This is a genomic window from Streptomyces spongiicola, from assembly GCF_003122365.1.
GTDB classification, from domain to species: Bacteria; Actinomycetota; Actinomycetes; order Streptomycetales; family Streptomycetaceae; genus Streptomyces; species Streptomyces spongiicola.
Window position 1 is genome coordinate 4,033,249 of record NZ_CP029254.1, and the last position, 24,062, is coordinate 4,057,310.

The 24,062-nt window shown below is 72.4% G+C and carries 21 protein-coding genes and 1 pseudogene; 13 read left to right on the top strand and 9 right to left on the bottom strand.

All coding sequences use genetic code 11. The features are described 5' to 3' along the window. Positions 1-147: 147 nt before the first annotated feature. Positions 148-645, top strand: coding sequence for a hypothetical protein (locus DDQ41_RS17760; RefSeq protein ID WP_109295368.1), 498 nt, complete (start codon positions 148-150; stop codon positions 643-645). A 15-nt stretch (positions 646-660) separates the two neighbouring features. Beyond that, positions 661-1,026, top strand: coding sequence for a DUF6233 domain-containing protein (locus DDQ41_RS17765; RefSeq protein ID WP_109295369.1), 366 nt, complete (start codon positions 661-663; stop codon positions 1,024-1,026). Between the two features lie 331 nt (positions 1,027-1,357). Here DDQ41_RS17765 and DDQ41_RS17770 read toward each other — a convergent pair whose 3' ends face one another. After that, positions 1,358-3,043: a bifunctional 3'-5' exonuclease/DNA polymerase gene (locus tag DDQ41_RS17770; RefSeq protein WP_109295370.1), complete on the bottom strand. Its 1,686-nt coding sequence runs from the start codon at positions 3,041-3,043 to the stop codon at positions 1,358-1,360. Positions 3,044-3,304: 261 nt separating this feature from the next. Next, positions 3,305-3,862, bottom strand: a complete 558-nt coding sequence (locus DDQ41_RS17775) for a sugar O-acetyltransferase (protein WP_109295371.1) — start codon at positions 3,860-3,862, stop codon at positions 3,305-3,307. 720 nt (positions 3,863-4,582) lie between these two features. Between DDQ41_RS17775 and DDQ41_RS17780 the strand changes: the two genes are divergently transcribed. Both DDQ41_RS17780 and DDQ41_RS17785 read left to right on the top strand, forming a co-directional pair. Then, complete coding sequence (locus DDQ41_RS17780) at positions 4,583-5,746, top strand: DUF2786 domain-containing protein (RefSeq protein WP_109297798.1); 1,164 nt, start codon at positions 4,583-4,585, stop codon at positions 5,744-5,746. 119 nt (positions 5,747-5,865) lie between these two features. Further along, positions 5,866-6,105, top strand: coding sequence for a DUF397 domain-containing protein (locus DDQ41_RS17785; RefSeq protein ID WP_109295372.1), 240 nt, complete (start codon positions 5,866-5,868; stop codon positions 6,103-6,105). Between the two features lie 86 nt (positions 6,106-6,191). Here the strand turns inward: DDQ41_RS17785 and DDQ41_RS17790 are convergent, their stop codons facing one another. Then, positions 6,192-6,677, bottom strand: a complete 486-nt coding sequence (locus tag DDQ41_RS17790) for an ATP-binding protein (protein WP_172607807.1) — start codon at positions 6,675-6,677, stop codon at positions 6,192-6,194. A gap of 373 nt (positions 6,678-7,050) precedes the next feature. Here DDQ41_RS17790 and DDQ41_RS17795 point away from each other — a divergent pair, with 373 nt between their 5' ends. From DDQ41_RS17795 to DDQ41_RS17805, 3 genes are all read left to right on the top strand, one after another. After that, a complete protein-coding gene (locus tag DDQ41_RS17795) occupies positions 7,051-7,884 on the top strand; it encodes a helix-turn-helix domain-containing protein (protein ID WP_172607812.1) in 834 nt (277 codons plus the stop codon). Positions 7,885-7,962: 78 nt separating this feature from the next. Further along, positions 7,963-9,423, top strand: coding sequence for an aldehyde dehydrogenase family protein (locus DDQ41_RS17800; RefSeq protein WP_109295375.1), 1,461 nt, complete (start codon positions 7,963-7,965; stop codon positions 9,421-9,423). Between the two features lie 370 nt (positions 9,424-9,793). Next, a complete protein-coding gene (locus DDQ41_RS17805) occupies positions 9,794-10,015 on the top strand; it encodes a hypothetical protein (protein ID WP_172607806.1) in 222 nt (73 codons plus the stop codon). A 118-nt stretch (positions 10,016-10,133) separates the two neighbouring features. On the opposite strand, the gene DDQ41_RS17810 is transcribed toward DDQ41_RS17805, so the two are convergent. The 4 genes and pseudogenes from DDQ41_RS17810 to DDQ41_RS17820 form a co-directional block, all read right to left on the bottom strand. Beyond that, positions 10,134-11,558, bottom strand: coding sequence for a glutamate decarboxylase (locus DDQ41_RS17810; RefSeq protein ID WP_109295377.1), 1,425 nt, complete (start codon positions 11,556-11,558; stop codon positions 10,134-10,136). Between the two features lie 13 nt (positions 11,559-11,571). Then, positions 11,572-12,801 carry an ion channel protein gene (locus DDQ41_RS17815; protein ID WP_109297799.1) on the bottom strand — a complete coding sequence of 410 codons (1,230 nt, stop codon included), beginning with the start codon at positions 12,799-12,801 and terminating at the stop codon, positions 11,572-11,574. 56 nt (positions 12,802-12,857) lie between these two features. Then, a complete protein-coding gene (locus DDQ41_RS32545) occupies positions 12,858-12,983 on the bottom strand; it encodes a hypothetical protein (RefSeq protein WP_262508491.1) in 126 nt (41 codons plus the stop codon). 122 nt (positions 12,984-13,105) lie between these two features. Further along, positions 13,106-13,388: pseudogene (locus DDQ41_RS17820) on the bottom strand (heavy metal-binding domain-containing protein); the annotation flags it as partial. A 323-nt stretch (positions 13,389-13,711) separates the two neighbouring features. Between DDQ41_RS17820 and DDQ41_RS17825 the strand changes: the two are divergent. Beyond that, entirely contained in the window at positions 13,712-14,401 is a 690-nt protein-coding gene (locus DDQ41_RS17825; RefSeq protein ID WP_172607805.1) for a DedA family protein, read from the top strand. A gap of 248 nt (positions 14,402-14,649) precedes the next feature. Here DDQ41_RS17825 and DDQ41_RS17830 read toward each other — a convergent pair whose 3' ends face one another. Further along, positions 14,650-16,299 carry a threonine/serine exporter family protein gene (locus DDQ41_RS17830; protein WP_109295379.1) on the bottom strand — a complete coding sequence of 550 codons (1,650 nt, stop codon included), beginning with the start codon at positions 16,297-16,299 and terminating at the stop codon, positions 14,650-14,652. A gap of 107 nt (positions 16,300-16,406) precedes the next feature. Further along, positions 16,407-16,901: an inorganic diphosphatase gene (locus DDQ41_RS17835; protein ID WP_017949744.1), complete on the bottom strand. Its 495-nt coding sequence runs from the start codon at positions 16,899-16,901 to the stop codon at positions 16,407-16,409. A 111-nt stretch (positions 16,902-17,012) separates the two neighbouring features. Between DDQ41_RS17835 and dacB the strand changes: the two genes are divergently transcribed. The 5 genes from dacB to ftsH all read left to right on the top strand — a co-directional run bounded on the left by dacB (position 17,013) and on the right by ftsH (position 23,960). Beyond that, positions 17,013-18,422, top strand: a complete 1,410-nt coding sequence (gene dacB, locus DDQ41_RS17840; protein ID WP_262508492.1) for a D-alanyl-D-alanine carboxypeptidase/D-alanyl-D-alanine endopeptidase — start codon at positions 17,013-17,015, stop codon at positions 18,420-18,422. 328 nt (positions 18,423-18,750) lie between these two features. Next, positions 18,751-19,878, top strand: a complete 1,128-nt coding sequence (locus DDQ41_RS17845; RefSeq protein WP_109295381.1) for a zinc-dependent metalloprotease — start codon at positions 18,751-18,753, stop codon at positions 19,876-19,878. 219 nt (positions 19,879-20,097) lie between these two features. Next, on the top strand, positions 20,098-21,150 hold the full coding sequence (gene tilS / locus DDQ41_RS17850) for a tRNA lysidine(34) synthetase TilS (protein ID WP_109295382.1): 1,053 nt from the start codon (positions 20,098-20,100) through the stop codon (positions 21,148-21,150). Between the two features lie 63 nt (positions 21,151-21,213). Beyond that, on the top strand, positions 21,214-21,753 hold the full coding sequence (gene hpt / locus DDQ41_RS17855) for a hypoxanthine phosphoribosyltransferase (RefSeq protein WP_109297800.1): 540 nt from the start codon (positions 21,214-21,216) through the stop codon (positions 21,751-21,753). 182 nt (positions 21,754-21,935) lie between these two features. Further along, entirely contained in the window at positions 21,936-23,960 is a 2,025-nt protein-coding gene (ftsH, locus tag DDQ41_RS17860) for an ATP-dependent zinc metalloprotease FtsH (RefSeq protein WP_109295383.1), read from the top strand. The last annotated feature ends 102 nt before the right edge of the window (positions 23,961-24,062 follow it).

Here is a 24,062-nt window from a genome sequence, read left to right on the forward strand (position 1 = left end):
CGACGGACGGGCCGTTCCCGCGGCCGCTCGCGGGCTGGGGGTGAAGACCGGGGTCCCGCCGTCGTCCGGTGGGTGCGCCGGGTGGCGCGTGCGGGTGATCGGGTTCGCTCTCCCGGCAGGTATTCGAACAGGAGTATTATTTATGTCGTGGCCGATGACGACTTCCCCGATGAGCTGCGCGACGCCCAGCTGCGCCTGCACCAGACCCGGTCCGTGCACCGGGCGCTGTGCCGGGAGCTGCCGTGGCCGGTCGAACCCGCTCAAGGGTGGACGGGGGAGGAGGGGCACCACTCCGGCTACCGGCGAGAGTTCCCGGCGAGCCCTGGTCGGACCGAGGCGCAGAGGGCCGAGGAGGCGAGGCTCCGCGAACTCGTACTGACGCTGTCGATCGAGGTGTCGACGCATCCGTACTGGACGGGCCTCGACAGGCCGGAGGTGGTGAACGCCCGCATGGCGCTCAAGCATGCCGAGCGTGTCGGCGCCGCTTCCGCGGCCGGTGCCGGCGGGGACGCCTCGGTGGGCGGTGTCGGCGGGGACTGCGGGCGGGGGCCGGTGAGGGGCGGTTCCGGAGGGGGTGACGCGGCGTCCGACGCGGCCGGGGAAGACACCGGCGATGTGCCCCCGATGAGTTCCGCCGCGGCGTGAGCGGGGCGGAGTCCGATGACAGACCTGTCGCGCTCCGAGCGGATCAGGCTCAACGAGGGGCTCCGCGACTGGCTCGCCTACCAGTTGAGGCAGACCGAGCGCACCCTCGACGAACTGAGGCGCGAGGAGGCGGAAGACCGCAGACGTCGTGAGGTCGCCCGGGCCGAGATGTCATGGAAGCTGCAGCCCGCCCGTGTGGAGGGTACTCAGCCCATGCTGCACCGGGGGAACTGCGGTCTGTACCGAACCCAGCTCGGTTATCTGGACAGGGAGCACGTCGTGATCGCCCTGGAGGAGTTCCCGGAGCTGGCGATGTGCGAACTGTGTGCGCCGTGGGGAAGCCTCGGCATCCCCCGGCCGCGCCGGCAGCCGGGGGAGTAGGCGCCGAGTTCCGCAGGCCGGGCGGTCATGGCGGTCATGGCGGTCCTGGCGGTCCTGGTGGTCCGGGCCCCGGAGGGAACGACTGCGCAACGCCCCGACCGCCGGGCGCACCACGGGTGGCCTGTGTCCGTCGGGCGCGGGTGCGGGGCCGGGGGCTTCGTACCCGAGTGTGTGGCTCCGGCGCCGCTGCGGGGACGGCGGCGCGGTGCGCGTCCGACTCGGAGGGTGCCGGCGCGCGTCCGCCCTGGCCGGTGCCGGTGCCGGTGCCGGTGCCGGTGCCGAGCCGTGGTCGGGGTCGTGGTCGGGGCGGGTGCGCGGGGTCGTGGCCGGGTCACTCGGCGTCCCCGTAGTGCTTCACCACGGCCGTCGTGAAGGGGTACCGCACCGGCGTCTCTCCGAAGGCGATCCGCCCGGCCAGCTCGCCGGCGGCGCGGATCGCCCGCACCACCTCCTCGGCCTCGTCCGCCGGGCAGTGCACGATCACCTCGTCATGCTGGAAGAACACCAGTTCGGCGCGCATGCCAGCGGTCGCCCTGCGGAGTGCGGCGAGGAGCAGCAGCGCCCAGTCCGCGGCGCTGCCCTGGACGACGAAGTTACGGGTGAACCTGCCGCGGGCCCGGGCGTCCGTCGAGGCGTAGCCCGGGGCGAACTCGTCCCGCGCGGGGGCGTCGTCGACGCCCTCCTGCGGGATACCCGCTTCGCCGTCGTCGCGGGCACCGGCCGCCGGCGGGCTGGTGCGGCCCAGCCAGGTGCGGACGAGACGGCCCTCCTCACCGGCGCGTGCCGCGTCGTCCACGTAGGCCACCGCACGGGGGAAACGGCGCCGCAGCGCCGCGAGGTTCCTGAGCCCGTCGCCACTGGTCTGGCCGTAGACGGCGCCGAGCAGCGCGATCTTGGCGTGCTCGCGGTCTCCGGAGAAAGCCCGGTCCGACAGCCGGGTGTACAGGTCGTCGTCGTGTGCGGCGACCTCCATCAGCCCCGGGTCGCGGGAGATCGCGGCGAGCACGCGTGGCTCCATCTGGTCGGCGTCGGCGACCACGAGCCGCCAGCCGTCGTCCGCGACCACGGCACGCCGGATCACCTTGGGGATCTGCAGAGCGCCGCCGCCGTTGGTGGTCCAGCGGCCGGACACCGTGCCGCCGGGCAGGTACTCCGGCCGGAAGCGGCCGTCCCGGACCCAGTCCTGGAGCCAGCTCCAGCCGTGTGCCGTCCAGATCCGGTACAGCTTCTTGTAGGCGATCAGGGGACGCACCGCAGGATGGTCGATCTCCTCCAGCTCCCAGCGGCGGGTCGACCGCACCCTGACCCCGGCCCGGGCGAACGCCCTGACGACGTCCGCGGGCAGGTCGGGGCGCACCCGGTGCCCGAACGCGGCCGAGACCTCGTCGGCCAGCTCGGCGAGGCGGCGCGGCTCGCCCCCTCCCGCGTACCGCTCGCCGAGCAGCTCGCGCAGCACGTCCCGGTGGACGTCCGCCCGCCACGGCAGGCCCGACCGGTTCATCTCCGAGGCGACCAGCGTCCCCGCCGACTGGGCCGCCGTCAGCAGTCGCATCCGGCCGGGGTGCTCGGTGGCGCCGTGCCGTCGCTGCTGCTCGGCGTAGACCTCCAGCAGACCGTCGAACGGCACGGCCACGGGCTCCGGTTCGAACAGCGACGACTGCGAGCCCGGCACGGCGGTGCGCGGTGCCGGGTCGTCCGGAACGGGGGCGCGCCGCAGCCGCGCCCGGGCGGCGGCCGCGGAACGCGGTTCACCGTGCCGCCCTTCGTACCCGAGCAGGAGCAGCTCGGCGTCCTCGATGTCGTAGCACCGGTCGACCCGCACACCGGCCGCGAGCAGCCGCGGGTAGACCTCGGCCGTGGACCGCCACACCCACCGCCCGACCTCCGGCCGCGACCTCACCGCCGCGACGAGATCGGCCTCCCTGCGTATCTCTCCGGCGGGCAGCCCGGCCGGGCCGAGCGGCACGAGGACCGCTCCGCCTTCCCCGGTCGGGGCCAGGGCCCACCGTTCGTCCACGGTGGCGAGTCTGGCACTCACGACTGACAGCGCCGCACCGTCGCCGGACGGTTCGCCTCGCCGGTCAGGACGGTTCGCCGCACCGGGCGCGGGCTGGACGGGGTGCGGGGCGGACGCCGCACCGGGTGTGGGGGCGGGCTGGACGGGGTGCGGGGCGGACGCCGCACCGGGTGTGGGGGCGGGCTGGACGGGGTGCGGGGCGGACGGGGCGCGGGCGCGGCCCTCGGCGTGGTGTCCGGTCCGGGCCGCCAGGGCCCGCCGTCAGGTGAGTGTGCGGATCACCCGTGCCGGGTTGCCCACTGCCAGCACCCCCGCGGGCAGGTCGCGGGTGACGACGGCCCCGGCCCCCACCACCGTGTCGTCGCCGATCGTCACGCCGGGGCAGACGATGACGCCGCCGCCGAGCCAGACGTTGTCGCCGACCGTGATCGGGTCCCCCTTCTCCCAGCCCTCGCGGCGGCGCCCTGCGTCCAGCTCGTGGGAGGGGGTCAGCAGCTGGACGTTGGGGCCGAACTGGCAGTACGCGCCGATCGAGATGGGCGCGACGTCCAGGAACACGGCGCCGAAGTTGACGAACGTGCCCTCGCCGACGCGGATGTGGTAGCCGAAGTTGCACCGGAAGGGCGGGTGGATCCGGACGCCCGGACCGACGGAACCGAGGAGTTCGGCGAGCATCGCCTCCCGCGTGGCGGGCGGGTCGCCGCCCTCGGCGTTGTACGCCGCGCAGAGCCGGGAGCGCCGTTCGCTATCGGCGGCGAGTTCGGGGTCGTCGGGGAGGTACCAGTCTCCAGCGAGCATGCGCTGCTTGTTCTCGCCCATGGCAGCACTGTACGGTCCCGCGGCGGCCGGGCACACTCCGCGTCGACCGGTGAGACACCGGCCACGGCGGCCGCGGGGCCGTGCCCGGTGGCCGGTGGTACCCATGCGGCCACTGGTATCCGTGGGGCCGCTGGTACCCCTGGGGCTGGTGGTACCGCTGTTACCGCTGGCGAGAGTGGTGCCGGTACGGCCCGCCACCGCCACCGCCACCGCCACCGCCACCGCCACCAGCACCAGCACCGGGACGGGCCTGGTGCACCGCGGTGCCGGCGCCGCCCAGCCGGATGATCCGGCATCACCACGGCAAGCGGCGGCCGCCCGCAGAGTCCCCCTGCCACGGGCCCGGGGCAGGGCCGGGCCGCTCCGCTGAGCCGCATGGTTCGCGGGTGCCCGGCCCGCCCCGAGCCGCTCGTCACGAGACGTACCGGGGCGGCGGCCCGTCCAGGTCCTCCCCGCGCCCGGGCCGGGGACCCGCCGGGCGCCCGGGCTCCTGCGGCAGGGGGCGTGCGCCACGTCCGCCGGAGGACCTCATCGCCCCTCTGCCGCCGGGTTCCCGCCTCGGGAGCGGGCTGGTCCGGCCCCCTCGGCCCCCGGGTACCCGTGCCCGGGGACCGAGGGGCGCGCCACGCGTGCCGGACTCCCCGCACCTCGGGGTGTCCGGCGTCCGGGCCTGCGCGGGGGCGCGGTGAGGCTCGCGTAGGCTCGATCGGCGTGGATGTGGTGGAGCGTGCGCTCGGCAGGGCGCTGTACGCCGATGACGACGACGCGCTCGACACCGGCGCCTCGCTGCTTGCGGCCGCGCCGCCCGGTGCCGACGCGGAGCTGGTCCGGCGCGGGGAGGAACTCGTGCGCCGGGCGTGGGAGCGCGGCTGGCAGCCCGCGGATGTCGTGCGGATCGTCCGCCGTGATCTCGGGGAGCGCCATGTGGAGCCGGCCGCCGCTCTGATCGCGGGGGAGGCCCTGCGCTACGGGGACGATCTGCCGCCGCGGTGGCGCGCGCAGCTCGACGGGCTGCCGGACAGGGGGAGCGGGCGGAGCCCCGCGGACCGGTTCTCGCACGCGACCGCCGTGCTCCGGTTGTACCGGCTCCTCGTGCGGCTGCCGGCGGTCGAGCCGGTGGGGCCGGTGCCGGGGACACCGGTCCACCTGCGCTCGGTCCCCGCGGGCACCGAGCCGCGGATGCTCACCCGGATCCGCGCCCTCCTCGCGAAGGCGGAGGCCACCGGCTACCCGGAGGAAGCGGAGGCGCTGACCGCGAAGGCCCAGGAGCTGATGGCGCGCCACAGCATCGACGACGCGGTGCTCGCCGCCCGCACCCGCCGTGCGGACGGGCCGGCCGCCTGCCGGATCGGTGTCGACGCGCCGTACGAGACGGCCAAGGCGATCCTGCTGGACGCGGTGGCCTCGGCGAACCGCTGCCGCGCGGTCTGGAACAGCGGCCTCGGCTTCTCGACGGTCGTCGGCTTCGAGGCGGACCTGGACGCGGCGGAGTTGCTGTACACCTCGCTGCTGGTGCAGGGGACGGCTGCGATGACCCGCGCCGAGGCGTCCCAGCGGGCCGGCGGACGCAAGCGGACGAAGACGTTCCGGCAGTCCTTCCTGCTGGCGTACGCCCACCGCATCGGCGACCGGCTGGCGCGGGCGGCGTCCCACGCTGCGCGGGACACCCCCGGAGGCACCCCCGGAGGAGACCTCCTGCCGGCCCTCGCGGCCCGCGACGTCGCCGTCGCCGAACACGCGGAACGCCTCTTCCCGGACACGGTCCGCACCCGCGTCCGCGGCGCCGCGGACGCGGCAGGCTGGCGCGACGGCACCGCGGCCGCCGACGGCGCGCGGGTGCGCGGCACGGACCGTCGGGGTGAACTCCCGGGTCGGAACGGCTAGGGCGGCTGTAACCGAGGGAACACGGCACGTGCACGTGCATATGCTCATGCGTCTGCATGTGAACACAGCTATGATCCGAGACAGTTGACACCTGAACCTTGTAACCCGGGGAGCGTCCTGTGCACGACGTGTACAACGGCATGGCGGCCACAGAGCTTCACGGGGCCGTCTGGCAGAAGAGCAGGCACAGCAACTCCCAGGGATCGTGCGTGGAGTTCGCGCGACTGCCCGGCGGGGACGTCGCGGTGCGCAACTCGCGCTTCCCCGAGGGGCCGGCGCTCGTCTACACGCCGGCCGAGATACGGGCCATGCTGCTGGGGGTGAAGGACGGCGAGTTCGACCACCTCGCCGGCGGCTAGGCGTGTCGCCCGAGGGTCCGCGAGAACCCCTCCCGGCCCGTGCCGCCCGGCACCCACTCCCCCGCAGCGCTCCCGGTGCGGGGCCCTCACGCCGGGGGCAGACGGAACAGCGCCCAGACGACCTTCCCGGTGAGCGGCCCCGCCAGCGGGTGCCAGCCCCAGCTGTCGCTGAAGGAGTCGACGAGGAACAGTCCCCGCCCGCACTCGGCGGAGTCCTCCGCCTCGCCGGCCTGCGGACCGTCCTCGCTGGGGTCGCGTACGGCGCACACCAGCCGGCTCGTCCAGCGCATCAGATGGAGTCGCACCGGTGGCTCCTGGTCCCGTGGAGCGTCCGCGGGCAGGGCGTGCCGGAGCGCGTTGGTGACGAGTTCGGAGACGACGAGTGCGACGTCGTCGAAGCGCTCGTCGAGGTCCCACCGGGCCAGCGTCCTGCCGGTGAACTTCCGGGCGCCGCGCACCGCTTCGTAGCGGGCGGGCAGCGCGCACGTGGCGGAGCTGGACACGACCGCGGGGTCGATCGGCGGAAGGCCCTGCCGTAACGGCTCGAGCATGGTCGATCCATTCGTTCCCATGCGAGGCACTCCCGGGAATCGCAGCTGTGGCGCTACAGCACGAACGAGCACGTACGAGTACGCAGGTGCGCGAGCTCCATGGTTCCGAATGCCCACAACAGATGCAAGGGCAGATGCACGTGCACGCGCCGGACCTGTCCCCACCCGTGCCGGTTCACTCTCAAATCTTCCGCGTGCTTCCCCCGCTCTTCCCCGGACGGCTTCTTGTTTCCGTAATCGAACGAGCACGGGGCGAAGCGTTTTGGTGGCAGAATCCGGGGTTCGGGGTTCGGGGGTGCTCCGGGAACCGATGGCGATGGGGAGGGCGGGAGACGTGACCGCAGTGGAGTCGTGGGGCTATCCCCGGGCCGATGGCCCCGGTGGGGGGTCGGTGGTGCGCCGCATACTGCTGGGCTCGCAGCTGAGGCGTCTTCGGGAGTCGCGCGGTATCACCCGTGAGGCGGCGGGCTATTCGATCCGTGCGTCCGAATCCAAGATCAGCCGGATGGAGTTGGGCCGGGTCAGCTTCAAGGCCAGGGACATCGAGGACCTCCTCACGCTCTACGGCGTGACGGACGAGGCGGAGCGCGCGGCGCTGCTCGGTCTCGCCAAGGAGGCCAACGTGGCGGGCTGGTGGCACAGCTTCGGCGATGTGCTGCCCGGCTGGTTCCAGACGTACATCGGCCTGGAGGGCGCCGCCTCGCTCATCCGGATCTACGAGGTCCAGTTCGTCCACGGCCTGCTGCAGACCGAGGCGTACGCCCACGCGGTCGTCCAGCGCGGCATGCCCGGTGCGCCGGCCGCCGAGATCGACCGCCGCGTCGCGCTGCGCCTGGAGCGCCAGAAGGCCCTCGTCTCCGAGCGGGCGCCCCGCTTCCATGCGGTCCTGGACGAGGCCGCACTGCGCCGCCCCTACGGCGACCGCTCGGTGATGCAGGGCCAGTTGCGTCATCTGATCGAGGTATCCGAACAGCCGAACATCACCCTCCAGATCATGCCGTTCAGCTTCGGCGGCCACGCGGGCGAGTCGGGTTCGTTCACCATGCTGCGCTTTCCGGAGTCGGATCTCTCCGACCTCGTCTATCTGGAGCAGCTGACCAGCGCGCTGTACCTCGACAAGCCCGAGGAGGTGGCGCAGTACGAGCGGGCGATGGAGCGCCTGCGGGAGGACAGCCCAGGTCCGGACGAGAGCCGAGACCTTCTCCGAGGACTCCTCCAACTGACTTGACCGGCAAGTAGGATGACGAGACATCAGTCATTGAGGTGACTACACACGCCCCTGCTCCCGCGGCCGGTAAGGGAACCCATGTCCTCCTTCTTCAGCGACCTGGCACTCCAGTACATCGATGGCGAATGGCGCCCGGGCGGCGGTTCCTGGGACATCATCGACTTCAACCCGTACAACGAGGAGAAGCTCGCCTCGATCACCGTCGCCACGGCCCATGAGGTGGACCAGGCGTACCGCGCCGCGGAGCGTGCGCAGCAGGAGTGGGCCGGCACCAACCCGTACGCGCGGCGGTCGGTGTTCGAGCGGGCCCTGAGGGTCATCGAGGACCGCGAGGACGAGATCGCCGAGGCCATCGTCGCCGAACTGGGCGGCACCCGGCTGAAGGCCGCCTTCGAACTGCACCTCGCCAAGGAGTTCCTGCGCGAGGCGGTCCAGCTGGCGCTGCGTCCCGAGGGGCGCATCCTGCCGTCCCCGGTGGACGGCAAGGAGAACCGGGTCTACCGGCTCCCGGTCGGTGTGGTGGGTGTCATCAGCCCGTTCAACTTCCCCTTCCTGCTGTCCATCAAGTCGGTCGCCCCGGCGCTGGCGCTCGGCAACGCGGTCGTCCTCAAGCCGCACCAGAACACTCCGATCTGCGGCGGTTCCCTGGTGGCCAAGGTCTTCGAGGACGCCGGCCTGCCCGCCGGACTGCTGAACGTGGTGATCACCGACATCGCGGAGATCGGTGACGCGCTGATCGAGCACCCCGTACCGAAGGTCATCTCCTTCACCGGATCCGACCGGGTGGGCCGGCACGTGGCGACCGTCTGCGCGGCCAACTTCAAGCACGCCGTCCTCGAACTGGGCGGCAACAGCGCCTTCATCGTGCTCGAGGACGCCGACCTCGACTACGCCGTGGACGCCGCCGTCTTCAGCCGGTACGTGCACCAGGGCCAGGTGTGCATGGCCGCCAACCGCATCCTCGTGGACCGCGGGGTGGAGAAGGAGTTCACCGAGAAGCTCGTCGCCAAGGTGCGCACGCTGAAGGTGGGCGACCCGGCCGACCCCGGTACGCACATCGGCCCGCTGATCAACTCCTCCCAGGCGGATGCCGTGTCCAGTCTGGTCGAACAGTCGGTCGAGGCGGGCGCCACCGCTCTGCTGCGCGGCCGGACGGAGGGCAACGTGGTCTCGCCGTCCGTGCTGACCGGTCTCCCGGCCGACTCGCCGGTGCTGTCCCAGGAGATCTTCGGCCCGGTGGCGCTGGTTATCCCGTTCGAGGGCGACGAGGAGGCGGTCCGGATCGCCAACGACACCCCGTACGGCCTCAGCGGCGCCGTGCACACCGGTGACATCGAGCGGGGTGTGGCACTGGCCCAGCGGATCCACACCGGGATGATCCACATCAACGACTCCACCGTGCACGACGAGCCGATCGTCCCGTTCGGCGGCGAGAAGTCGTCCGGCATCGGACGGCTCAACGGCGAGGCGATGGTCGAGGTCTTCACCACCCAGAAGTGGATCTCGGTGCAGCGGGGCCGCTCGGTCTTCCCGTTCTGAGCTGAGTGCCGCTTCCTTGCGGCCGCCGCTCACGGCCGCCGCCTGCGAGTGCCCACTACGAGTGCTCACGGCGGAGTGCTCACTGCGAGTGCTCGTCCCCGGCGCCTGTCCCCGGCGCCTGTCCCCGGCGCCCGTCCCGGAGGCCCGGCCGGCGAGGGCGGACGCGCCACTCGCCCCGGGCACCGACCGGGGAGCGACCGGCTGCATGGTGCCCGGGCGGAGATGCGGGGCAGCGGGCCAGCGGGGCAGGCGGGCAGCGGGGGCAGGTGGGCGGGCGCCACACCGGGAAGGCGGCCGGGCGGCCGGCAGCGCACGTGCCCGGGCCGGCGCCCCTCGTGCGGAAGGCGGGCCCGTGCCACACGCTTGGAACATGAGTGACGCACCAGGAGTGGCCCCGATCGTCGTCCTGCCCGTCCAGCCGGGTGATCCGCCGTTCCGGGTGGTGGAGATCGGGGGGCAGACGGTCGGGATCGCACACGACATGATCGATGTCATCAGCCTGGCCCACGCGTCGGGCCGGCACGGCGTGGATCTGGACGACCCCGCGCTGGTGCGCTGGGTCGGCGGCGGCAAGTACCGGTGGAAGCCCTGAGCCGGGAGGACGGCCGGGGACACCCGCGACGCCGAGTACCCCGGCATCCCTCGGTGGTCCACCCGGCACCCGGCACCCGGCACCCGCGGTGGCACCCGTCGGCGGTGCCCGGCGCCCGTCAGTGGTGGAAGCCGGTGGCGGCCGCCTTGTCCTTGCTCTGCGGCGCGCTCTGCGCCCGCAGCTCCGGCAGGGCCCGTTGCAGGTCCTCCAGCAGCAGCTCGGCGAGGTCCGCCGAGAAGCCGTTGCGGCAGACGAAGCGCAGTACCGAGAGATCCTCCCGGTGGGGAGGGAAGGTGTAGGCCGGCACCAGCCAGCCGCTCTCCCGCAGCCGCCGTGAGACGTCGAACACGTCGAAGTTCCGGACCTCCGGGTTCGTCGCGACGGCGAACACCGGCAACTCGTCCCCCCGGGTGAGCAGCCGGAAGTCGCCCAGGCACTCGATCTTCCCGGCCAGGCTCCGTGCCACGTCCCGGGCCGTCTGCTGGACCGCGCGGTAGCCGTCCCTGCCGAGCCGGATGAAGGTGTAGTACTGCGCCACCACCTGTGCCCCGGGACGGGAGAAGTTGAGCGCGAACGTCGGCATGTCGCCGCCCAGGTAGTTCACCCGGAAGACCAGTTCGTCGGGCAGGTTGTCCGGCGAGCGCCACAGCGCCCAGCCGACCCCCGGGTACACCAGTCCGTACTTGTGCCCCGAGGTGTTGATCGAGGCCACCCTCGGCAGCCTGAAGTCCCACGCGAGGTCCTCGTCCAGGAAGGGGGCGACCATGGCGCCGGACGCCCCGTCCACATGCACGGGAACGTCCAGGCCGGTGCGCTCCCGGAGGGCGTCCAGGGCGGAGCAGACCTCCTGGACCGGTTCGTAGGACCCGTCGAAGGTGGACCCGAGGACGGCGACCACGCCGATCGTGTTCTCGTCGCAGAGGTCGGCCGCCGCCTGCGGGTCGAGGTGGTAGCGGTCGCCCTCCATCGGGACCAGCCGGGGCTCCACCTCCCAGAAGTTGCAGAACTTGTCCCAGCAGACCTGCACGTTGACGCCCATGACCAGGTTGGGCCGGGCGCCGGGGCCGGGGTACCGGTCCCGGTTGCGGTGCGCCCACCGCCGCTTCAGTGCCATCCCGGAGAGCATGCAGGCCTCGCTCGATCCGGTCGTGGAACAGCCCACCGTGGAATCCGGGTCCGGGGCGTGCCAGAGGTCGGCGAGCATCGCCACGCACCGCCGCTCCAGTTCCGCCGTCCGCGGGTACTCGTCCTTGTCGATCATGTTCTTGTCCCGGCACTCGGCCATCAGCTTCCCGGCCTCCGGCTCCATCCACGTCGTCACGAACGTGGCCAGGTTGAGCCGTGAGTTGCCGTCGAGCATCAGCTCGTCGTGCACGAACTGGTAGGCCGCCGCGGGAGTCGTCGGGCCGTCGGGCATCCGGTGCTGCGGCGGCGCCAGGACCATCGACCCCAGGGGGTCGGCCTCGCCGTAGAACGGGTTGAGCGACAGCCTGCGCCGTTCCTCGCTCGCCTCGGGACGCATACCGACCTTGTGCAGTGCCATGTCCGATCGCCTTTCAGCGCAGTGGGGTGCCGTCGTCGTGGAGTTGCATCTGGGGCCGCCCCGTCACCAGCAGCCAGGCCGGTACCAGGCCGATGCAGAGCAGGGGCAGCGCGTGCGGGTCGGCGGCCAGCACGGCCGCGGTGAACAGGCTGAGCCAGCCCTGCCGGGTGATCGCCAGCAGCACTCCGAGGACCGCGCACGCCACCCCGACCGTGGTGTGCACCTCGGGTACGAGGGCACTCACCCCCAGCCCCAGGGCGACGCCCACGAAGATGCTGGGGAAGATGCGCCCGCCGCGGAAGCCGCACGTCGCCGCGATGGTCAGGGCGGCGAGCTTGACGACGGCCATCAGCGCGAACCCGCCCGAGGACCAGCCCGACGGGTCCGCCGCCAGCACCTTCACCTGTTCCAGGCCCTTGAAGAGGGTGAGTTGCCCGCCCAGCACCCCGAGGAGCCCCAGCACCAGCCCGCCGGCGGTGATCGCGCCCACCGGGTGCCCGAGCTTCCGGAAGGCGGCGTGCGTGTAGGGGAACACGTACACGGCCGCCATCCCCAGCAGCGCGCCCAGCGAGGAGACCGCGAGGGCCGCGGGCACGTCCACCCAGCGCGAGCCGTTCAGCGGGGGGAGGGCGAGGTCGAAGGTGGGGTGGGCGATCAGCACGGTGGTCAGCGAGCCGGTGCCGCCCGCGATCAGCGGAGCGAACAGCTTGTCCCACAGCGCGCCGGGAGCCGGCCGGGAGGCGAGGGACTCGGTGAGGATCAGCGCCGCCGCCACGGGGGTGCCGAAGAGCGCGCCGACCGTCCCGGCCGCGGCCAGTGAGGCCCACAGCTCCGCGCGTGAGCCGCGCATGGCCTTGCCGCCCAGCCACGCGGCGAGCGCGATGTTCGCCGCCGTGATCGGGTTCTCCGGGCCCAGGCTGACCCCGCCCGCGAGTCCGAGCACGGCCGTGAGCAGCAGGCTCGGCACCACCGAGGCGGGCATCGGGCGGTCGACGAGCCCGGTGGTGGCGGGGTCCGGGCCGGCGTGTCCGGGCACCTTCCACACCACCAGCCCGACCGCGAGGCCCGTCGCGGTGAGCACGGCGACCGTCCACGGCGCCGAGAAGCGGCCGATGCCGATGGCGTCGGGGAGGACTTCCCACAGGACGCCCTTGAGCTGCTCGGAGACCTCGGTCAGGCCGAGGAGCAGCAGACTGGAACCGACGCCGACGATGATCGCCGGGACGATCAGCGGCAGCAGCACCCGGTGAGGGGGCACCGCCTCGGCGTGGTCGGTCGTCGTCACGGACCTCACCATAACTACAGAAAACGCCCATAAGGTGCGTCAGGTGGCGGGTTGTCCGGTGGTTCGTCCGGTGCGCCGCCCTTGCGCTGCTCGGCGCGCTGCTCGGGACTGTGCCCGGTGTGCAGCTCGGCGCGCTGCACGGTGTGCTGCCCGGGACTGTGCCCGGCGCGCTGCCCGGTGCGTCGTCCGGGGCCTCGTTCCGTGCGTCCTGGGGGTGCCCTGCCGGTGCGGCGCACACCGACGCGCCGGCAGTCACGCGTGATCAACGCCCCGTGCCGTACGCGCACACCTCGCTGCCGACGTCCGCCGCCTCCGAGACGTCGAACCGGAACATCAGCACCGCTTTCGCGCCCCGTTGCCGCGCCTGCTCGACCAGCGGGCACCATGGCCTGGCCGCTGGCCTGGCCGCGGGGCGGCACCAGGGTCTTGGACAGGCCCTTCAGCCCGCCGCCGATCATCGACTTCAGGCCCGCGCCGATCCGGCTGCCGCGACGGCGCGAACGCACGGCCGGGCCGAAGACCTCACCGACCACCCGCTCCACCCGCTCCACCCGGAACGCCGGGATGCCGGGACGCCGTTTGCCCGTCCGCCCGTCCGCCCGCCCGCCCGTCCGCCCGCCCGCCCGGTCGTCCGTCCGCTTGTCCGTCCGTCCGTCCGTCCGTCCGCCCGTTCGCCCGTTCGTCGTGACGACCGGCACATCGGGGTGGGGCCCCCGCCCTCCGCCGAAATCCCCGATTCCCACGGGCGCGCTCCGTGTCCGGCCGCCGCACGGGCATCCGGAGTGGGGCACTGGAACCGGATCCGAAAGAATGCGTTGATAGTTTGGGCGCCACGCCCGACGACTCACACCACTGGAGCCCGGACCTCGTGAACCCCCTTGCGCTCGGACCGAGCTGGCTGGACCCGGACTTTCTGATCACCACCTTCGGACTGATCGGCGTACTCGTCATCGTGTTCGCCGAGTCCGGTCTGCTGATCGGATTCTTCCTGCCCGGAGACTCCCTGCTGTTCACCACGGGCCTCCTGGTGACCACCGACGTCATCAAGCAGCCGCTGTGGCTGGTGTGCACGCTCATCGTGCTCGCCGCGGTCATCGGCGACCAGGTCGGCTATCTCTTCGGCCGCAAGGTCGGCCCCGCCCTCTTCAAGCGCCCGGACTCCAGGTTCTTCAAGCAGGAGAACGTGGAGAAGGCGCACGAGTTCTTCGAGAAGTACGGCCCCAAGTCGCTGGTTCTCGCCCGCTTCGTGCCGATCGTGCGGACGTTCACGCCGATCATCGCCGGTGTGAGCCGGATGAACTACCGCTCGTTCGTCACCTTCAACATCATCGGCGGTGTGCTCTGGGGCGCCGGCGTGACGCTGCTCGGTGCCGCGCTCGGCAAGGTCGACTTCGTGCACAAGAACATCGAGGCGATCCTGATCGCCATCGTGCTCCTCTCGGTCCTGCCGATCGTCATCGAGTTCATGCGGGCGCGGTCCAAGAGCAAGAAGGAGGCCGCGGCCGCCGACCCGGTCGAGGACGGGACGGCCCCGCGCGGCCGGCACGCCAAGCGCTGAGAGTCCGTACGGCGGCGCCCCGGACCGTGACCGCGGTCCGGGGCGCCGCCGTGAGACGCCGTGAGACGCCGTGAGACGCCGTGAGACGCCGTGAGACGCCGTGAGACGCCGTGAGTTGTAGTGAGCTGCCTTGACCGCCGTGAGCTGCCGTCAGAGGAGCGGCAGCGCGGCCCTCGGCACCACCGCGACATGATCCGCCGGGTCGACACATGATCCGCCGTGTCGTCCGGCACCCCCCGGTGAGCGCATCAGAAGCCGCGTGTCCGCTTGGCCGCGCGGCGCCTGCCCGCGGCAGCCGGGCTGCGCAGGAACACCCGGGCGATCTCGCCACCCAGGTTCACGCCGATCGCGATGGCCAGCGCCAGCGCCGCGGCCCTGGCCAGCGAGGCGAACCCCGCGTCGATGTCGTTCTGCGCGATGTGCAGAACCCCGAAGTACATCGCGCTACCCGGCAGCAGCGGGCCGATCGCTGCGGTCACATACGGCAGCGACGAGGTGTGCTGGAAGCGGGCCAGCAACTGCCCGAACAGACCCACCAGCCCGGCCCCCACCGCCGTCGCCAGCACGGCGGACCCGTTGCCCGCCAGCGCGACCGCTCCGTAGACCACCCACGCCACCCCGCCGTTGGCGGCGGCGACCAGCACGGTGGAACGATCCTGCTGGAGCAGCACCGCGAAGGTCAGGCTCAGCACCATCGAGGCCAGGATCTGCGTCACGGGCCGCTCGATGCTGATCAGTGCCCCTTCGGGACTGAGGTTCGCCTCGAACTGCACGCCCACGTACAGGACCGTGAGCACCCCGATGACGATCGCCACGAAGAAGTAGGCGACCTCCAGCAGCCGGGCCGACGCCGTGATGTAGAAGCCCGTCAGCCCGTCCTGGACGGCCGCCACCAGAGCCCTTCCCGGGATCAGGGCGAACAGGCCACCGGTGATGACGGCGGAGGGGCGCAGATCGGCGTGCAGGGCGCTGAGCGCCACACCGATCGCGGCCGGCGGCATCGCGGCGACCACGAACTGGTAGAACTCCGGCAGGCCGCGGCCCGCGCACAGCCACGCCAGCCGGTCGCCCAGCATCGCGCCGACCGCCGCCGCCAGGAACACCAGCACGCCGCCGCCCACCAGCACGGAGGCCGCGCCGGCCAGGGTGCCCGCCGCCAGAGTGAGGACCCAGCCGGGGTAGGGGTGCCGGTTCCGGCGGATCTCGGCCAGGCGACGGTAGGCCTCGTCCAGCCTGACCTCGTGGTCGTCTCCGCTGATGTCCGCGACCAGCTGGTACACGGCGGTCAGCCGGGTGTAGTCGGTGCCCCGGCGGCGCACGGTCCGGTTCGCGGTCACCGGGTCGTCGACAAGCGAGGGCTGGTAGGTGATCGACAGCAGGGTGAACGTCACGGTCGGCTCGGCGTTGTCGAGACCGTACGCGTTGGTGATGGCGAGCATCGCGGCCTCGACGTCCTCGGCGCCCTCGCCGCCCGCGAGCAGCAGCTCGCCGATGCGCAGCGTCAGGTCGAGCACGCGGGGCACGGCCGGCCCGGACTCGTCGTGCCGCTGCACCGGCTCCGGTACGGGGCGCTCGCTCACCGGGATCCGCAGCATCGTGCGCATCCGGTCCTGCCAGGGCACGTCCTTGGAAAGCTGGACCACCGGGAAGCCGTGCGCGGGCGTGTAGGCGGGCGGCGACGACTTCGCGCGGTACGTCGACGGGGGTGCGAACGCCGAGCCCTCCGGCTCGGCCGGTGCCTCCGTGGACAGTCCCTCGGGAACGGCGAACTCGGAGGAGGGATGGTCCTCCTCTGGCGGTCCCGGCTGGTCGACGCCCTCCGGTGGAGCGAAGGCGCTGCGTGCCTCGTCGGACTGCGGCTTCCGGTCCTCGAGGGGACCTTCCGGCTCCGCCACCACGCTCTACCGACTCCTCCCGCTGGCGTACTGCGTGTGCGCCCCAGTATGCGACGGGCGGTGCACCCCGCGAGGGGTGCACCGCCCGGCCGTGCGTACGGGGTAGCGCGTCAGTGCGCGCCGCCCTGGGCCTCGAGGCGCTTGAAGGAGGCCTCGATCTCGGCCTCGGCCTCGGCCCGGCCGACCCAGTTGGCGCCCTCGACGGACTTGCCGGGCTCCAGGTCCTTGTAGACCTCGAAGAAGTGCTGGATCTCCAGGCGGTCGAACTCCGACACGTGGTGGATGTCCCTCAGGTGCTCCACACGAGGGTCGGAGGCCGGGACGCAGAGCAGCTTGTCGTCGCCGCCGGCCTCGTCGGTCATCCGGAACATGCCGATGGCGCGGCACTTGATCAGGCAGCCGGGGAAGGTCGGCTCGTCCAGGATGACCAGGGCGTCGAGCGGGTCGCCGTCCTCACCCAGGGTGTTCTCGACGAAGCCGTAGTCGGCCGGGTAGCTGGTCGAGGTGAAGAGGCGACGGTCCAGACGGATCCGGCCGGTCTCGTGGTCCACCTCGTACTTGTTCCGCGACCCCTTCGGGATCTCGATGGTGACGTCGAACTCCACGGGTGGCACTCCTCCATGATCAACATGATCAACACATATGTAGGTGACGCGGCTGTCCGCAGTGATTAAGTGTCCCCTACGCATGTGTGTGATCGCGAAAGGGGCCGACCGATGGTGCCTGACCGGGGAACGTGGCAGCTCACTGCGGGTGCGGCCGTGGCCGGCCTCGCCTTGGCGGCGGCGGCGGTGGCCGCGGTCGGCCCCTGGGACAACGGCCAGCGTAAGGCCGAGCGCGAGCACGCCGCCGCCCTCGGCCGGACAGGTGGCGCAGATCACCAGGTCACGGGGCGCGGGCGCGAAGCGGCGGAGGCTCCCGGGCCCGCGCCGGCGCCGAGCGCCCCCGGTGTACTCGCCGCCGCGAGCGCCCCCAAGATGCCCGCGGTCGCGCCCGCCGCACTCGCCGACGCCCTCGGCCCCCTGCTGGCCGACCCGGGCCTCGGCCCGCTGCGCACCGCCTCCGTCGTGGACGCCGCCACCGGCGAACAGCTGTACGCCCGGGGCGCCGGCACGGCCATGGTCCCGGCCTCCACCGTCAAGATCGCCACAGCCGCGGCGGTGCTGTCCGCCACCGGCCCCGCGCACCGGATCCCGACCAGGGCCGTCGCCACCCCGGACTTCCGGGCGGTCACCCTGGTCGGCGGCGGGGACCCCACCCTCGACCTGCCCCGGATGCGGACCCTCGCCGACCGGACCGCGAAGGCCCTGCGCGACCGGGGCGTCACCACGGTCCGGCTCACCTACGACGCCTCGCTCTACCAGGGCCCCGCCAGCCACCCCATCGGCCCAGGCAACGACAACATCGCCCCCGTCACCGCCCTGATGGTCAACGCGGGGCGCCTCGACGACTCGACGGAGGGCACCGCACCCCGCAGCACCGACCCCGCGGGCGACGCCGCCCGCGCCTTCGTCGGCCTGCTCAGCGAGCACGGCGTGAACACCGAGTCGGGCCCCGTCCCGGGCAGGGCACCGGCGAAGGGGCCCGCCCTCGCCGCCACCCACTCGGCGCCGGTCCCGGTACTCGTCGAGCGGATGCTGACCAGCAGCGACAACGACATCGCCGAGGCACTGGCCCGGCAGACCGCCCTCGCCACGCGCCGCCCGGCGAGCTTCGCCGGGGCGGAGGCCGCGGTGACCGACCGGCTCAGGCGGCTGAAGCTGCCCCTGGCCGGAGCGCGCTTCGCCGACGGCAGCGGGCTGAACCGCGCCGACAGGGTCTCGGCCGCACTCCTCACCACGCTGCTGGTCCGGGCCGCCGATCCCGCCCACCCCGAGCTGCGCCCCGTACTCACCGGACTGCCCGTCGCCGGCTTCACCGGCACGCTCAGCGGGCGCGCCGCCGCCGGGTCCGGCGGCCTGGTGAGGGCCAAGACCGGCACGCTCAGGGGCGTGGACACGCTCGCCGGAACGGTCATGTCCGCCGACGGCCGGTTGCTCGCGTTCGCCTTCCTCGCCGGTGACACGCCGTCCGCGTCCGCGGCCCGCCCCGCCCTCGACCGCCTCGCGGCCGCCCTGCTGCCCTGACCGCCCCGCCGTTCCCGGGTGCCGTCGCCGTTCCCGGGTGCCGTCGCCGTAGCCGGGTGCCGCCGGCGTCCCCGCCGCTGCGTCCCCGGTGTCCCCGCGGCACTTCCCGCGGCCGTGTTCCCGGCGTCCTCGCCACCGCTTCCGGGGCTCCCGCGTGCGCGCCGACGCCGCCCCGTTGTCCCGGGCACCGGCCGTGGGACGCCCGGTCGCGCGCCCGCCCTCGTCCGGTCGCCCGCCCTCGTCTGGCGCCCCGCCCCCGCCCGCCCGGCCGCGGGCCCGGGGAGCCGACACCTCACCGCGCGCCGGGGCGACAACGTACGGTTGACGCATGACGAGCATCGGTGGTGCCCAGATGGTCGACTGGAACCTCGCGGTCGCGACCGCGATCCGCCTCGTCCGGCCGGGGCCGGACGTCACCCGGGAAGAGGCCCGTGCCGTCGTCGCCGAACTGCGGCGGCACGCCAGGGCCTCCGAGGCGCACGTCCGCGACTTCACCCGGATGATCCCCGACGGACACGAACCCGAGGACACCCCGGTCCTCGTCGTCGACAGGCCGGGCTGGGTCAGGGCCAACGTCGCGGGCTTCCGCGAACTGCTGAAACCCCTGCTCGACAAGATGCAGGAGCGCCGGGCCGGCACCGCCGGCGGAGCCGTGCTCGGCGCCGTCGGCGGCAAGGTGACCGGAGTCGAGCTGGGCATGCTGCTGTCGTTCCTCGCCTCCCGGGTCCTCGGCCAGTACGAGACGTTCGCCCCGCCGACGCGCGAGCTGCCCGGGGCGCCCGGCAGCGGCGGCAGACTGCTCCTGGTCGCTCCCAACATCGTCCACGTGGAACGCGAACTCGACGTCGCCCCGCACGACTTCCGCCTGTGGGTGAGCCTGCACGAGGAGACCCACCGCACCCAGTTCACCGCCGTGCCCTGGCTGCGCGACCATCTCGAGGGCGAGATCCAGTCGTTCCTCGCCGAGACCGACGTGGACCCCATGACCGTGCTGGAGCGGCTGCGCGAGGCCGCCCAGACGCTCGCCGGCGGCCGTCCCGAGGGCGAGGGGGACGAGGGGCGCTCGCTGGTCGAGATCGTCCAGAGCCCCGAGCAGCGCGAGATCCTCGGCCGGCTCACCGCGGTGATGTCCCTGCTCGAGGGCCATGCCGACTTCGTGATGGACGGCGTGGGGCCGCAGGTCGTGCCGTCCGTGGCGGAGATCCGCGAGAAGTTCCAGCAGCGCCGCGCCCGGGGGGCCTCCCGCCTCGACCTGGCGCTGCGCAAGCTCCTCGGCCTGGACGCCAAGCTCCGCCAGTACCGGGACGGCGAGCGGTTCGTGCGGGCCGTCGCCGAGGAGGTCGGAATGGACGGCTTCAACCGGGTCTGGACCTCGCCGAACACCCTGCCCACCAAGGCCGAGATCACCAAACCGGCGGACTGGATCGCGAGGGTGCACCGGAGGGCGGACTCCTGAGCCTGCGGAGCCTCCTGGGCCCCGTGCGGCCGGTGGCAGACGGACGCCCCGGTAATCACCCGTCCGAGGGACCGTAGGCGCTGGGTAGGCGTGCGATGCTCGGGGAACGGCGCGGTTCTGTCACCATCGAGACACTCTGAGTGACCAAATCCCCCCTCGCCTCCGCCTCCTCCACTTGGAGGCACCCCGACCACCCCCGACTCCACGAAGGGCACGGACATGGGTCCGCATCCCGCGGTCGCGGCGATACGCCTGGCGGTCCGCCGCGTACTGCACGACGTACTGAACGAACTGCACACGATCCCGAGCGCCGCACCCCGCTCCGGGAGGCGCTCCACCACAGCGCCGAGCCCGGACGGCCGCCCCGTCGTGCTGGTCGCCTGCTCCGGCGGCGCCGACTCCATGGCGCTCGCCTCCGCGCTCGCCTTCGAGGCCCCCAAGCTGTCCGTCCGTGCCGGCGCCGTCACCGTCGACCACGGCCTGCAGGCCGGATCCGACCTCCGCGCCGCCGAGGTCGCCGCCCGGCTCACCGCCATGGGGCTGGACCCCGTCGAGTCCGCCGCCGTGACCGTCGGCCGCGCCGGCGGCCCCGAGGCCGCCGCCCGGGACGCCCGGTACGCCGCCCTGGACGAGGCCGCCGAGCGGCACGGCGCGGCCGCCGTGCTCCTCGGCCACACCCGCGACGACCAGGCGGAGACGGTGCTCCTCGGCCTCGCCAGGGGCTCCGGCATCCGCTCGCTGTCCGGCATGGCGGACGTCTCCGGCGCCGGCCGCCGCTACCGGCGCCCCTTCCTCCGGCTCGACCGCCAGACGGCCCGCAAGGCGTGCCTGGTCCAGCACCTGCCCGTCTGGGACGACCCGATGAACGACGATCCCGCCTACACCCGCTCCCGGCTGCGCCACGAGGGCCTGCCCGCGCTGGAGAAGGCGCTCGGCAAGGGCGTGGTCGAGGCGCTGGCGCGCACCGCCCGGCTCTCCCGGGACGACGCCGACGCGCTGGACGCCTGGGCCGCGCAGGCCGATGAGAGCGTCCGCGACGACGCCGGACTGCTCGAATGCGCGAAGCTGTACGCACTGCCCCCCGCCGTCCGCCGCCGGGTGCTCCGCCGGGCTCTGGTGGCGGCCGGTTCACCTGCGGGTTCGCTGTTCGCCCGGCACGTCGAGGAGGTCGAGCGACTCATCGTGGGATGGCGGGGGCAGAAGCCCCTGAACCTGCCCGGCCGGGTCGAGGCGCTCCGCCAGGGTGGCAGACTGGTCATTCGGCAGAGCTGAGCCGGAAGCGGGCCGGGTGCCGGGACGCCGAGACAGAAAGCGACGCGGGTGAACGAGAAGGACATGGGAGCCGATCTCAAATCGGTGCTCATCACCAAGGAAGAGATCGACGCGAAGCTGGCCGAGCTGGCCGCGAAGATCGATGCGGAGTACGCGGGCAAGGACCTGCTCATCATCGGGGTCCTCAAGGGCGCCGTGATGGTGATGGCGGACCTGGCGCGTGCCCTGTCCACGCCCGTCACCATGGACTGGATGGCGGTTTCCTCGTACGGCGCGGGCACCCAGTCCTCCGGAGTGGTCCGCATCCTCAAGGACCTGGACACCGACATCAAGGGCAGGCACGTCCTGATCGTCGAGGACATCATCGACTCCGGTCTGACCCTGTCCTGGCTGCTGTCGAACCTCGGCTCCCGCGAGCCGGCCTCGCTCGAGGTCTGCACGCTGCTCCGCAAGCCGGACGCCGCCAAGGTGGCGATCGACGTGAGGTGGATCGGGTTCGACATCCCGAACGAGTTCGTCGTGGGCTACGGCCTCGACTACGCGGAGAAGTACCGCAACCTCCCGTTCGTGGGTACCCTCGCGCCCCACGTGTACGGGGGCTGAGGCGAGGACGCGCCCCGGGGAACCCCGGCCGCCCTCCCGCCGTTGGAGCATGGGAAGGCGGTCCCGAGTGACAATGCTGGGGTACCGTCCGAAGAGCAGTCTTTCAGTCAGTCTCACAGCAGCAGTCTCAGAGCAGCATTTACCTACGGGCAGGAGGGACGGGGCGGCACCGCTCCGTATGGATGGACGTGAAGCGATACTTCCGTGGGCCGGTCATGTGGATCGTGCTGGCCGTCCTCGCCGTGGTCGTGCTGATGCAGGTCGTCGGCTCGTCGGGCGGCTACAAGACGGTGGACACCGCAAAGGTCGTCCAGGCGATCACCAAGAACCAGGTAGATCAGGCCAGGCTGACCACCGGCGACGAGCAGATCATCAAGATCGAGCTGAAGGACGGCCAGAAGGTCGACGGCAGCGACAAGGTCCAGGCGAGCTACATCGGCGACCAGGGCGTCGAGCTGGCCACGACCCTGCAGCAGAAGTACGACGCGGGTGAGATCGAGAAGGGCTACACGGTCACGCCCGAGCGGCAGAGCCCGTTCCTCTCGGTTCTCCTCTCGCTACTCCCCTTCGTGCTCATCGTGGTCGTCTTCCTGTTCCTGATGAACCAGATGCAGGGCGGCGGCTCCCGGGTCATGAACTTCGGGAAGTCCAAGGCCAAGCTCATCACCAAGGACACGCCGAAGACCACCTTCTCCGACGTGGCCGGGTCGGAGGAGGCCGTCGAGGAACTCCACGAGATCAAGGAGTTCCTGCAGGAGCCGGCGAAGTTCCAGGCCGTCGGCGCCAAGATCCCGAAGGGCGTGCTGCTGTACGGCCCGCCCGGCACGGGCAAGACGCTGCTCGCCCGTGCCGTCGCGGGCGAGGCGGGCGTGCCGTTCTACTCGATCTCCGGCTCCGACTTCGTCGAGATGTTCGTCGGCGTCGGCGCCTCCCGGGTCCGCGACCTCTTCGAGCAGGCCAAGGCGAACGCCCCGGCAATCGTCTTCGTCGACGAGATCGACGCGGTGGGCCGCCACCGCGGCGCCGGCCTCGGCGGCGGTCACGACGAGCGGGAGCAGACCCTGAACCAGCTCCTCGTCGAGATGGACGGCTTCGACGTGAAGGGCGGCGTCATTCTGATCGCCGCCACGAACCGGCCCGACATCCTCGACCCGGCACTGCTCCGCCCGGGCCGCTTCGACCGGCAGATCGCCGTCGACCGCCCGGACATGCAGGGCCGTCTGGAGATCCTCAAGGTCCACCAGAAGGGCAAGCCGGTCGCACCGGACGTCGACCTCTCGGCCGTCGCCCGCCGCACCCCCGGCTTCACCGGCGCCGATCTGTCGAACGTGCTGAACGAGGCCGCCCTGCTGACGGCCCGCAGTGACAAGAAGCTGATCGACAACCACTTCCTGGACGAGGCCATCGACCGCGTGGTCGCGGGCCCGCAGAAGCGGACCCGGATCATGTCCGACAAGGAGAAGAAGATCACCGCGTACCACGAGGGCGGACATGCCCTGGTGGCGGCGGCCTCCCCCAACTCGGACCCGGTCCACAAGATCACGATTCTGTCCCGCGGCCGGGCACTCGGCTACACGATGGTGCTCCCGGACGAGGACAAGTACTCCACCACCCGCAACGAGATGCTGGACCAGCTGGCGTACATGCTGGGCGGTCGAGCGGCCGAGGAGCTCGTGTTCCACGACCCGACCACGGGCGCGGCGAACGACATCGAGAAGGCCACGACCACCGCCCGCGCGATGGTCACGCAGTACGGCATGACCGAGCGCCTCGGGGCGATCAAGTTCGGCGGCGACAACTCGGAGCCGTTCCTCGGCCGCGAGATGGCGCACCAGCGCGACTACTCCGAGGAGGTCGCCGCGCTGGTCGACGAGGAGGTCAAGAAGCTCATCGAGGCCGCGCACAACGAGGCGTGGGAGATCCTCGTCGAGAACCGCGACGTCCTCGACAACCTCGTCCTCGCGCTGCTGGAGAAGGAGACCCTCGGCAAGGAGGAGATCGCGGAGATCTTCGCCCCGATCGTGAAGCGCCCGGCCCGTCCGGCGTGGACCGGTTCCTCCCGCCGTACGCCGTCCACCCGTCCGCCGGTGCTGTCGCCGAAGGAACTCGCGCTCACCAACGGCGCCAACGGAGCCTCCGCGCCGACGGTGACCGATGTCACCAAGGCGCCCAAGGAGGCGGTCCAGGACGAGCGTCCGGAAGCCTGACCAGGCATGATGCGGCGGTGAGAGCCGCCGTGCCGGAATGAACGCCGCACCTCCCGGGTTCTAGCCTGGGAGGTGCGGCGTTTTTCGTGCCGCGGCAGAGCA